Source organism: Kitasatospora sp. NPDC018058 (assembly GCF_044327205.1).
In the GTDB taxonomy this organism is placed as follows: domain Bacteria; phylum Actinomycetota; class Actinomycetes; order Streptomycetales; family Streptomycetaceae; genus Kitasatospora.
The window spans coordinates 153,333-163,694 of record NZ_JBIRFA010000017.1; the positions used below are offsets into that span (position 1 = coordinate 153,333).

Here is a 10,362-nt window from a genome sequence, read left to right on the forward strand (position 1 = left end):
TCACGGGTGGACGGCGGCTCGTGGACTGGCTGGAGGAGACCAGCGAGCAGTTGACGGCCCTGCCGACCGAGCAGCGGCAACACACCGTCCGATTGATGGATGCTCGGCTCTGGCTTCGCCACCGTCCGACTCCGCACGAAAGTCACCAAGGGCGCCGGCTCCCGCGCCGCCGGCCTGGCGATGGTGTTCAAGCTCGTCGAGTCGGCCCAGGTTCGTTGGCGTGCCGTCAACGATGCCCACCTCGTCCCGCTGGTCCGCGCTGGAGCCCGCTTCGAGTACGGAGCCCTGACGGAGCCTGACCGAGCGGCGGCAGCATCGCCACGATGTGCGGAAATCGATGGTCTTTCCGATACCGGCCAGGCGATACTGGCCCGCCATGACGAGCGATGAATACTCGGCCGGTCCGGCGTTGCGCCGAGTTCTGGCTAAGGCGGGCGGACCGGAACTGCTGGACCTGCTGGCCAAGGGGCTGACCGGGACGGATCTGACCACGCTGCTCCTGGAAGTCTTCCGACGCCGCGCCGATCGGCTCACCCCGGCCGAGGTGATGCGGCGCTATCGCACCGACCGGTTCGTGACCCCGGCCCCGACAGGGTTCGCGCAATTGCGACGAGCCGAAGACTTCCTACTCTCGGCGCTGCCGGATGACTTCCAGATGCTCACCTTGGCTCCGCTCGTCCCCCTGGCAGCGCATACGGCGGTCGCGACCGTCGACCCGCGCAAGGTCGTCGCCACCATTCGTGGCAGCGAGGTCGCAGCCGACCCGACCAATGCCCTGGCCCTGGAGGCAGCCCAGCGGAGATCCCAGGCCCTGGCCGCCGATCCCCGCTCGGCCGTCCCGGTCCGGATAGCCGCCAGCCAACGAGTCGTACGTGCCCAGCACTTCGACGCGCCCGGCATGCTCGCCCACTTCCAACTATTCGCCCTGGTGACCGCCGGCCGGGACACCGGCAGCCGGACCTTCGAGCAACAGCACCTGGTCGAGCACCTACATTTCGCCGTCCGGGCGATGGCACGTGCTGGAGTGCGCCAGACCGAGATCCGCATCACCTGCCTCGACGAGCGCGCCGCTCCGATCCTGGCCCACACCCGTACAGAGCTGGCCGGAACACCGGGCATCGACATCATCGACGATCCCAACCGGGAGACCGGACGCGGTTACTACACCGACCTGTGCTACAAGATCTACGCAACCATCCAGGGTCAGCAACTGGAGATCGCGGACGGCGGGTTTGTCGACTGGACCCAGCGCCTCACCGGAAGCCGTAAAGAACGCCTCCTGATCAGCGGATTCGGCGTCGACCGACTCGCCACAACGCTGACGCCACCCACCGACACCGAACCATCACCTCCGCGCCGGACCAGCTAGCAGATCCACAGGTATTGACGATCGCTCGCACGCGGACCTCCTGGAACGCAGCCGTTGGAACGGCTGCGGTGAGTCGATCAACCTGGGATACGCGCGCCTTGCATCGGCCCTTCGCTCCGTGGAGCGAAGGGCGGACGGGTCAGTTGGCGTGGCCCTGGCTCACTGCAGAAATCGGTCAGTTCATGTACGGTCTGGCCGACTGTCCCGGTCATGCGTACTCTGTGCGGCATACACATACTCGACGATTCCACCGTGTCGCCCCGACTCCGCAGCTTCCTCGGGTCACGTGCGCGGCGATGTGCACCCATGTCCTCCGATCGGATCAGGCAGTACGCGACAGCTGTCGACGACGCCGGGTTCGAGCATCCCGCGGAGGCCCCGGTCGTCGACGCGATGATCCGGTTCGAGGAGCGATACGGCGGTCTGTTCTACTCGCCGCGAGGCGGCAACAGACGACTCGAACCGGGGCATACCCGCCTGACCGTGCCGCCGCGCGGCCGAGCCGGGTCCCCCGACTCGGCTCGGCGGCAGGGAATCCCCGCCGGTCTTGCCGTACGAGCAGCGGCATCGATCCTGCTGATGCGCGGTGAAGCAGACCGCATTGGACGCGATCGCGGCCACGACTTCAGGATGGTCGCATGACCGTTTCCTCTGCCATCGCCTCCTTTGCCGTCGTGGCGGGCATGCTGACCATCATGCCGGGACTGGACACCGCTCTGGTGCTGCGCTCCGCCATCACCCTGGGTAGGCGCCGGGCCTTCGCGACGGCGCTGGGGATCCTCTGCGGCGTGCTCGTGTGGGGTGTGGCCGCCGCGGTCGGTGCCTCGGCGGTGCTCACGGCATCCCATCTGCTGTACGACGCGCTGCGCGTGGCCGGTGCCGGGTACCTGGCGTGGCTGGGGACCGGCATGATCCGCCGGACGCTCACGGAGCGCGGCCGGGCCGTGTCGGGGGATGCGGCGGGCGGAGCGGGAGCCGCGACCGCGGAGGCGACGTGGGTACGGTCCTGGGCGCGCGGGCTGGGCACCAGCCTGCTGAACCCGAAGAACGGTGTCTTCTACATGGCGATGCTGCCCCAGTTCATCCCCAGCGGCGCCCCGCACCTGCTGATGGGGGTCGTCCTGGCGACCGTGCATGATCTGGAGGGGCTGGCCTGGTTCAGCGCGCTGATATTCGGCACCCAGCTCGTCCGCCGGTGGCTGAACCGCGGCTCGGTGCAGCGGGTCATCGACGCGATCACCGGCACGGTACTCGTCGGCTTCGGCATCAAGCTGGCGCTCGGGGACAACTGACCACGGGGACCGACCGGCGCCCGGACACCCGGGCGCGGCGGAAGGGATGCCTGGCCGTCAATTCGCCTCCGGTCCGAACCGGTGCCGGTACGTCGACGGCGTGATGCCCGTCTCGCGGCGCATCAGCGCGCGCAGATTGGCGGCGGTGCCGAGCCCGCTGCGCCGCGCGACCATCTCCATGCGGGACTCACCCCGCTCGATCAACCGGCATGCCAGGATGAGTCGTTCCCCGGTGAGCCACGCCAAGGGCGTCGTTCCCAGCTGCGCCCGGAAGCGGCGGTGCAGCGTCGCCTGACTGACGGCCGCGCGCGCCGCGAGGTCGGCGACCGTGAGCGGTGAGTCCAACCGTTCCTGAGCCCAGGCCAGGACCGGTGTCAGCGACTCGTCCGGCAGGTCGGGTACGGGGCGCTCCACGAACTGCCGCTGGCCGCCGTCCCGGTGGGCCGCGAAGACCAGTCGCCGGCTCACCGCGTTGGCGACTTCCGCGCCGTAGTCGCGGCGGACCACGTGCAGCCCGAGATCGAGCGCGGCCGCGCTCCCCGCAGCGGTGAGGATGTCACCGTCGTCCACGAACAGCACGTCTGATTCGAGGTGGACGGAAGGGAAGCGGGCCCGGAAGTCATCCGCCCACTGCCAGTGCGCGGTGGCCCGGCGCCCGTCGAGGACTCCGGCCTCGGCGAGCGTGAAGGCGCCGCTGCAGAAGCCGACCAGGCGCGCGCCGCGCGCGTGCGCCCGTCGGACGGCATCGAGCACGGCTGGGCGGCGGGGCACCTCGACGTCAGGGCGGTTGGGGACGATCAAGGTGTCCGCCGTGTCGGCCGCTTCCAGATCGGCGACTCCGGTGAGTGTGAAGAATCCGTCCCGCATCAAGGTTCTGGGTTCGGGGGAGCAGAGCTGGAAGTCGTAGAGGTCGCGGCCGATCTCCGGTCTTCGCAGACCGAAGACCTCGGTCGCGCAGCCGAGCTCGAAGGGGTTGGAGTTCTCGTCGACGATCACGACGACCCGGTGTACGCCCGCCGGGCGCGGCGTGTGCGAGGATCCTTTCGCCATGTGCCATTTCTAGCACTCACATCGACCGTGTGAGGCGGTTCAGGATGGGCTCATGAGCAACGAACCCATCCCCCTGAGCAAGGCTCTGGCCTCCTTCGACGCCCTGTGGAGCCCCCGCATCGTCACGCGCGTCAACGACTATGACGTCCGCATCGCCAAGGTCCAGGGCGAGCACCTCTGGCACGTCCACGACGACACCGACGAGTTCTTCCTGGTACTCGACGGCGAGCTGCGCATCTCCTTGCGTGAGCCCGACGGGGAGCGCACGGTCCTGCTCCCCCAGGGGGCGGTCTTCACCGTTCCACGGGGCACGGAGCACAAGCCGTACGCTCCGTCCGGCGCCGCGATCCTCATGTTCGAACCCACCGGGATGCTGTCGGTGGGCGATCGCCACGATGAGGTCCCGGACCATGTGGACGCGACGACCGGGCACGCGCTCGACACCTGAGCCCCTCCAGGCGCTCCAGGCCCTCCTGGTCGTACTGGTTGGAGCCTCCCCGCGCGGCCGCGCGATCGATGACGCGCGCGGCTTCGCCAACCTGCTGCATTTCCTCACCCGGAGCGCCGGGACACCCGTGATCACGTTCGACGCTCAGGGCCTGTCCGACGGACCACGTCGGACATGACGACAGCGGTGGTCGCGCAACGCAACCCCCGCCTGTTCGTGCACTGGAGATGGACCACCCACGCCTTCACGGGCTGACGATCAGGACGACAAGAGCCGTATGACGGGAGACTGTCACGTACGGATCTGTGGGAGCCGGAGGGTGAGACCCCCTCCGGCTACCCGACCCGGACGGGCTGCCGCTGAATTTCGCGGGTCGGGGCACCGGCCTTCGCTGCAAGCCGTATCCGCCGCATTCGGTCGAGCCGACGCCGCCGCTCCGGTGGCCGCAGCAGGCCGTACGAGGGTGTCGAACCCGCCGTGATCGAACCGGCCCGCCGAGCGAGGGGCTCGGCGGGCCGGGCGGGCTGCGAGGGGGTGAGGGGTGAGGGCGGCCCTCAGGGCGTGCCGGTCGGCCGGTCCGCCCGGGTGAGGGCCTGCTGCCGCAGGCTGCGGAGCTGGTCGAGCAGCGGCTGGTCGCCGCCGAGGACGGTCTTCTCGACGTCGCCCTGCACCTGTGAGACGGCGGTCGCGATCCCGGCCTGGTCCTGGCACCGGGCCGAGGTCTTGGCCAACGACAGTTCGCCGCCGATGAGTTCGTGGGTCTTCGCCGGGTCGGTGCCGTCCTGCTTCACCCGCTGGTCGATCACGGTCACCGGGTCGGCCAGGTGGGTGGCGCTCTGGTGGGCGGCGGACATGCAGTCGCGCCAGCGGCCCTCGGCGGCGGTGAACCGGCCGTCGGCCTGGACGCCACTGACGACCTGGCCGCTGAGCACCTGGAAGGTGTTGAACAGCCGGAAGTAGTCGGGGCCGTAGAGGGTGTCGCGGGCCTGGGTGAGGCAGGAGTCGCTGTTGTAGTAGAACTGCTGGTGGTCGGGCAGGTCGACGGTGACCCGGTGTGCGTCCGTCCCCAGCAGGGCGGACTTCCAGGCCTGGTCGGCGGCGTGGTCCTGGTTGGGGTCGGCGGCCTGCTTCAGGTTCAGCGCCGTGCTGATCACACCGAAGCCGTCGTTGGCGGCCTGGTCGCCGCTGAGCAGCCCGTACGGGTTGGCATCGACGCGGTGGTCACCGGTGGCGAGGCCCTGGGAGCGGTAGTCGAAGCCGCGCTCGCGCATGCAGGCGGTGACGAGGACCTCCTCGGCGTCGTGCAGGGCGACGCGCTGCTGCTCGTCGTAGTGGGTGACGCCGCCGAAGGGGCGCGGCTGGGCCCCGGGCGGGGTGGTGCCGCCGGACGAGGAGCATCCGGCGGCACCGAGGCCCAGGAGGACCGCCGCGAGGGCGAGGGTGATCCTGGTCTTCATCGCTGGATCAGACCGTGCACCAGCGGTTGGAGAGGATCGAGGGCAGGTTGTCCCCGATCAGGGTCCAGCCCTGGCCGCGGTAGAGGATCCAGCCCTGGCCCTGGGCGTTCGTCTGGGCGTAGACGACGACGTTGCAGCTGTTGCCGTTGTTGAACGCCGAGCCGCCCTGGCTGCTCTTGAAGTTGGCGTACATGCTCAGGTCGTTGTTGTCCTGGTAGACGGTCTGAACGTTGCCGCTGTAGTTCGAACCCCAGTACACACAGAGGCCGCCCGCGTTGCAGCCGGCCGGTGCGGCCTCGGCGGCGGGGGCGACGACACCGGCGCCGACGACGACGCCCGCGGCGACGGCGAGCGCGGCAATGGTCTTCTTGAACATTTCTGGCTCCTCGAATCGAGTGAAGGTGCCGTGCACCGACCGGAGTTGATGTTCCGCCGGCGATCACCAGCCTGCGACACGACCGGGGGCGAATGCCATCACCACAGACCGCCTGGGGACGGTGGGACGCCGTCCCGCGCCCCGACCTGCGCCGTCGCCCGGCGTCCCGGACGACCTGTGGGACGGCGCTGAGCTGTTGGGACGCGCGACGAAGCGCGGCGACGCGCGACGGCGCGGGACGGCGCGCAACGCGGGCCGGCCCGCCAAGGGCCGATCTCGGGGACCGCCGCCGTGGTGGCCAGCGAGCAGGCGGCCGAACGTACGGCCCTGCTGCGCGCGTGCCCGCCGCCTGGAACGCGCCGCGGCCGTTCTCGCTCACATGCTCAGCTGCACCCGCGACCGCCCGCTCGACTGCCCCATCACCCGCGCCCACATCCGGGCCCGCGTCGACGCCGCGCTCAGCGGCGAGGAACTCGCGGACGGCTTCCCGCCTCCGCCGCCCGACGGCTCCCCGGAAGCCCGCTCAGCGTGGAAGTGTTCAGCGTGGAAGTGTTCAGCGCAGCACCGCCGGTGTCGGGCCGTTCGGGCGCACCGTGATGCTGTAGGCGGCCCCGGTCGGCCGGGAGCGGAACTCCAACCGCCCCAGCGGCAACAGCAGTTCCAGCAGTGTCGTGGTCTCCCGCAGGGCGAACTGGGTGCCCAGGCAGGCGCGGGCGCCCAGGCCGAAGGGCAGGTAGGCGCCGAGCTGGCCGGGGCGGTCCGCGTCGGGGGCGAACCGGGCGGGGGCGAAGCGCTCCGGGTCGGGCCACAGCGCCGGGTCGCGGTGGGTGAGGTACGGGCAGACCAGGACGTCCGTGCCGGCGGCGATCCGGTGCCCGGCGATCACGTCGTCCTCGACGGCGTGCCGGGGGAGCAGCCAGGCGGAGGGGTAGAGCCGGAGGGTCTCGCTCACCAGCGCCTGCGGGTCGGCGCCGCGCGCCTCCGGGTTGTCGTCGAGCAGCAGGAACAGCCAGGTGAGCGTGGTGGCGGTGGTCTCGTGGCCGGCCACCAGCAGGGTGACCAGCTCGTCGCGGATCAACCGGTCGGTGTACTCGGGGTGGTGGTCGGCCGCGTCGAGCAGGACGCGGAGCACGCCGGGTTCCTCGACATCCCGGACCGACCGCGCCGCGTCGATCGCCGCCTGGGCGACGGCGTCGATCCGGGCGAGGTCCTCGGCGACCGCGTCCCGGGCGTCGGCCGCATTGGTCGGCAGGGTCGGCATCGCGGCCACCACACTTTCCACGGAGCGCAGTTCGCCGTCCGTCCGGTCGTCCAGCGGCAGCCCGGTGAGCGCCCGCCAGACGGTGTCCAGGGCGAAGCCGCGCATCTCCTCGCCCACGTCGAAGGTCTCCCCGCTGCGCCGGTATCCCTCCCAGCGCTCCGCCGTCCGGCGCGCCGCGGCGGCGATCCGTTGCTCGTAGCGGCGAATCCCGGTGCCGGTGAACTGCGACTGCAGCAGCCGCCGTTGGCGTTTCCAGGCGTCGCCGGTGGCGGAGAGCACGCCGTCGCCGACCAGCATCCGGGCCCGGTGTGAGCGCTTGACGTACCGGTCGGGGTGGCGGCCGAGCACGTGCTGGACGGCGGCCGGGTCGGTGACCAGGACGGTCGGCGTCGGGCCGAGCCGGAAGGCGGCGATGCCGCCGATGCCGCGCTGGGCGCAGGCCAACAGGTCGACCAGCTGGGCCTCCTCGGCCCGCCACTGTTCGACGACGTCCGCCGCCAGCTCGGGGACGGGGTGCGCTTCCGTGGTCACGGGGTCTCCCTAAGGTGTTGGGCGGCCCGGGAGGGGCTGGGAACATCCGGGCTGACTGTACGCCAGACGGGTGGGGTCGAGTGGCGGCGTGATGACTTCCGGTGAACGCCGGCCGGCCAGGCCACCCGGGCGGAGGACAGCCTCGGCGTGCACGAACGGGTACGGTTCGGCGGGGCCGGTCCGGCCCCCTTGTCGTCCCGCCCTGACACGGGAGGCCGTATGCCCAGGACCACTCGCGATGCCTTCCGCCCGGCCCTCGCCGGGAGTACCCGCCGCCTCGCCGCCGCCGCTCTGCTGGGAGCGGCGCTGACGGCCTGCGGCGGCGGTGGCGGCGCTCCCGCCGGCTCCGTCGCCCCGGCGGGGGGAGGCGGCGGACAGGGTTCCCAGCCCTCGGAGGGGCAGTCCGAGGAGGACAGGACCCGCGCAGGGGGGAGCTCGGGGTCGTTCGCGAGCGCGGGCCAGCCGAAGGCGCAGTCCGAGGTGACGGGCAGGCAGGTGAGGATGACACTGAAACCCACGACCGCGCCCAAGGCCGCACCCATGGCCGAGCCCATGGCCGAATCCACGACCTCGGCCGCGACCGAACCCTCGTCGTCCGAAGTCCCGGCCGAGATCAGCAGGGTCCACGACTGCATGAACAGTACGGGCTTCGCCACCCCGACCAGCCGGGAGGTCACGCTCGTCAACGGCGTGAGCCAGCCCGTGCAGTTCACCCTCCCGGAGACGCCGTCCGGGGGCGACAGCGCCAGGATCTGTTACACGCTGACCATCGGCGGCACCAGCAAGACCGACGAAGCCGCACCGGCGTCCGGGGCCTCGCCGACGAGCGGGCCGTCCGGCCTGAGCAGCAGCCCGACCGTGAGCCCGACCATGGTCCCGACCGGGAGCCCGAGCGTCGCGAGCCCCACCAGCGAGAGCCCGAGCGGCGGAACCAGTTGAGCCCGGCGACGGAGGACCCGGCCGCCGGCGCGACGACCGCCTGGATCACCCGGATCGCCACCTGGATCGCCCCGACGACACTGATCACCGCGCTGCTGTTCTTCTTCGGCTACGTCTACACCAGCGCCTACTACGACTACTTCGGCGTCGACAGTTCGACGCTCGGCTTCGACACCCGGCAAGTGCTGGTGGAGGGCGAAAGCCCGCTCTTCCTGCCAGCCGGAGTGGTCGCCTTCGTGGCCCTGGTGCTCGCGCTGCTCTTCCACGTCGCGAGCAGGTTCGTCCGGCGGGGGCGGGACGGAGCCCGGGTGGTCCGCCGGACCTGCTGGGCCGTCACCGTGCCAGCCCTCGTGCTCCTGGTGTCCGGCTTTCTCGCGGGCTTCGAGGTGATCCGACCCGGCGACCTGGGCACCCCGCTGATGATCGGTGGCGCGCTGCTGCTGATCGTGCTGGCGCGGATCCTGATCAGACGCAGCAACGGCGTCGGTCATGCGTTGTCCGGGGAGCGGGCCGCGATGGGCATCGCCGTGGCGATCGTCGCGCTCTGCGCGTTCTGGGCGGCCACGACCTACGCCTCCGACCGGGGGAGTGCTCACGCGGAGTGGGCCGGGAGGAACCTCTACAGGCGCCCCGCGGTCATCCTCGACACCGTCGAACGCCTCCACCTGGACCTCTCCGCGTGCGCCGACCCGAACAGCACCGCGTGCCTCACATCGGAATGGGACGGTCTGACGGAGACGACGCTCCTGGACGCGGGGCCCCAGGACCGGTTCCGGTACCGCTACCGCGGACTGCGTCTGCTCGCCCAGTCCGGCGACCGGATGTTCCTCCTCCCGAACTACTGGACCTGGGACCACGGCGACCTGCTGGTCCTGCCGATGGACGCCGACGTCCGGGTGGCCCTCCACCCCGGCTGACCGTGGAAGCGCCCACACGGCTGCGCCGCGGTCCGTCCCCTCGACGGACCGCGGCGCAGCGGCTCGGACGGGGTCGGCTACCGGTGGTGGATCACACCGGCTCCCACAGCGCGGGGACGATCGGCGGCTCCCAGCCGACCTGGGCGGTGTGCCGCTGGACGCAGCGGTAGGTGATGCCGTTGTAGGTCACCAGGTCGCCCGCCCGGTAGGTGGTGCCGGGCGTCCAGGTGCCGCCGGGGTCGGGGTTCCCGTTGCCCACGACCAGGGAGAAGCCGATGGTGTGGGTGGCCGAGCCCGTGACGGTGACGGTGACGGTGATGGTGTAGGTGCAGGTCTGCTCGCTGACGGTGTAGCCGGCCGCCTGCAGCTTGGCCTTGATGTACGCCACCGACTGGCTGTGCCCGGCGCCGCCCCGCCCTCGGCCTGCTCGGGCCCACCCTGGAGTCCGCACCGGCCGCCGTCCTGCCCGCGCTGGTCGGGCACGAGCTGCGCGGCCTGCGTGACCGCCTCGCGGCGTACGCTCCCCAAGCCGCCCGCCGACTGGCGGAGCTGGCGGGGTCGTGAAGCCGGCGGGGTCGTGAAGCCGGCGGAATCCTGCTGAGGAATGAGCCGCCTTCGCGCCGACCTGCCGTCAACTTCGTGCGCTAATTTTCCATCGATCGGGTCATTTATGGCGTTAACACGTCGAATGACTGCCCCGGCCTGTGGCTCCCGCTAGAGTC

General features: G+C 71.1%; 11 protein-coding genes and 1 pseudogene. 7 read left to right on the top strand and 5 right to left on the bottom strand.

The features are described 5' to 3' along the window. Positions 1–108 precede the first annotated feature (108 nt). From ACH4E7_RS24670 to ACH4E7_RS24685, 4 genes and pseudogenes are all read left to right on the top strand, one after another. Positions 109–390: pseudogene (locus ACH4E7_RS24670) on the top strand (IS256 family transposase); the annotation flags it as partial. Next, positions 326–1,369 carry a hypothetical protein gene (locus ACH4E7_RS24675; RefSeq protein WP_396251197.1) on the top strand — a complete coding sequence of 348 codons (1,044 nt, stop codon included), beginning with the start codon at positions 326–328 and terminating at the stop codon, positions 1,367–1,369. The pseudogene ACH4E7_RS24670 and the gene ACH4E7_RS24675, both read left to right, overlap by 65 nt. A gap of 306 nt (positions 1,370–1,675) precedes the next feature. After that, positions 1,676–2,011 (top strand): hypothetical protein, encoded by a 336-nt coding sequence (locus ACH4E7_RS24680; RefSeq protein WP_396251198.1) that lies wholly within the window; start codon positions 1,676–1,678, stop codon positions 2,009–2,011. Beyond that, positions 2,008–2,661: a LysE family translocator gene (locus ACH4E7_RS24685; RefSeq protein WP_396251199.1), complete on the top strand. Its 654-nt coding sequence runs from the start codon at positions 2,008–2,010 to the stop codon at positions 2,659–2,661. The genes ACH4E7_RS24680 and ACH4E7_RS24685 overlap by 4 nt, the downstream gene beginning before the upstream one ends. 57 nt (positions 2,662–2,718) lie before the next feature. Here the strand turns inward: ACH4E7_RS24685 and ACH4E7_RS24690 are convergent, their stop codons facing one another. Then, positions 2,719–3,711 carry a GlxA family transcriptional regulator gene (locus ACH4E7_RS24690; RefSeq protein ID WP_396251200.1) on the bottom strand — a complete coding sequence of 331 codons (993 nt, stop codon included), beginning with the start codon at positions 3,709–3,711 and terminating at the stop codon, positions 2,719–2,721. Positions 3,712–3,763: 52 nt separating this feature from the next. Here ACH4E7_RS24690 and ACH4E7_RS24695 point away from each other — a divergent pair, with 52 nt between their 5' ends. Then, the gene (locus ACH4E7_RS24695; RefSeq protein ID WP_396251201.1) at positions 3,764–4,159 is read left to right on the top strand and encodes a cupin domain-containing protein; all 396 of its coding nucleotides are present in this window, start codon (positions 3,764–3,766) and stop codon (positions 4,157–4,159) included. A 554-nt stretch (positions 4,160–4,713) separates the two neighbouring features. Here ACH4E7_RS24695 and ACH4E7_RS24700 read toward each other — a convergent pair. The 3 genes from ACH4E7_RS24700 to ACH4E7_RS24710 form a co-directional block, all read right to left on the bottom strand. Continuing rightward, entirely contained in the window at positions 4,714–5,616 is a 903-nt protein-coding gene (locus ACH4E7_RS24700; RefSeq protein WP_396251202.1) for a hypothetical protein, read from the bottom strand. A gap of 7 nt (positions 5,617–5,623) precedes the next feature. Beyond that, entirely contained in the window at positions 5,624–5,992 is a 369-nt protein-coding gene (locus tag ACH4E7_RS24705; protein WP_396251203.1) for a peptidase inhibitor family I36 protein, read from the bottom strand. Positions 5,993–6,545: 553 nt separating this feature from the next. Next, the gene (locus tag ACH4E7_RS24710) at positions 6,546–7,784 is read right to left on the bottom strand and encodes a cytochrome P450 (protein ID WP_396251204.1); all 1,239 of its coding nucleotides are present in this window, start codon (positions 7,782–7,784) and stop codon (positions 6,546–6,548) included. Between the two features lie 501 nt (positions 7,785–8,285). Here ACH4E7_RS24710 and ACH4E7_RS24715 point away from each other — a divergent pair. Continuing rightward, a complete protein-coding gene (locus ACH4E7_RS24715; RefSeq protein ID WP_396251205.1) occupies positions 8,286–8,723 on the top strand; it encodes a hypothetical protein in 438 nt (145 codons plus the stop codon). After that, positions 8,720–9,640: a hypothetical protein gene (locus tag ACH4E7_RS24720; protein ID WP_396251206.1), complete on the top strand. Its 921-nt coding sequence runs from the start codon at positions 8,720–8,722 to the stop codon at positions 9,638–9,640. The genes ACH4E7_RS24715 and ACH4E7_RS24720 overlap by 4 nt, the downstream gene beginning before the upstream one ends. 91 nt (positions 9,641–9,731) lie before the next feature. Here the strand turns inward: ACH4E7_RS24720 and ACH4E7_RS24725 are convergent, their stop codons facing one another. Beyond that, positions 9,732–10,028, bottom strand: coding sequence for a carbohydrate-binding protein (locus ACH4E7_RS24725; RefSeq protein WP_396251208.1), 297 nt, complete (start codon positions 10,026–10,028; stop codon positions 9,732–9,734). Between the last annotated feature and the right edge of the window lie 334 nt (positions 10,029–10,362).

What these genes read in the sequence shown, in the direction of transcription:
- ACH4E7_RS24705 (WP_396251203.1), bottom strand. Translation starts at nt 5,992, where the DNA reads ATGTTCAAGAAGACCATTGCCGCGCTCGCCGTCGCCGCGGGCGTCGTC.
- ACH4E7_RS24715 (WP_396251205.1), top strand. Translation starts at nt 8,286, where the DNA reads ATGACACTGAAACCCACGACCGCGCCCAAGGCCGCACCCATGGCCGAG.
- ACH4E7_RS24680 (WP_396251198.1), top strand. Translation starts at nt 1,676, where the DNA reads ATGTCCTCCGATCGGATCAGGCAGTACGCGACAGCTGTCGACGACGCC.
- ACH4E7_RS24695 (WP_396251201.1), top strand. Translation starts at nt 3,764, where the DNA reads ATGAGCAACGAACCCATCCCCCTGAGCAAGGCTCTGGCCTCCTTCGAC.
- ACH4E7_RS24690 (WP_396251200.1), bottom strand. Translation starts at nt 3,711, where the DNA reads ATGGCGAAAGGATCCTCGCACACGCCGCGCCCGGCGGGCGTACACCGG.
- ACH4E7_RS24685 (WP_396251199.1), top strand. Translation starts at nt 2,008, where the DNA reads ATGACCGTTTCCTCTGCCATCGCCTCCTTTGCCGTCGTGGCGGGCATG.
- ACH4E7_RS24700 (WP_396251202.1), bottom strand. Translation starts at nt 5,616, where the DNA reads ATGAAGACCAGGATCACCCTCGCCCTCGCGGCGGTCCTCCTGGGCCTC.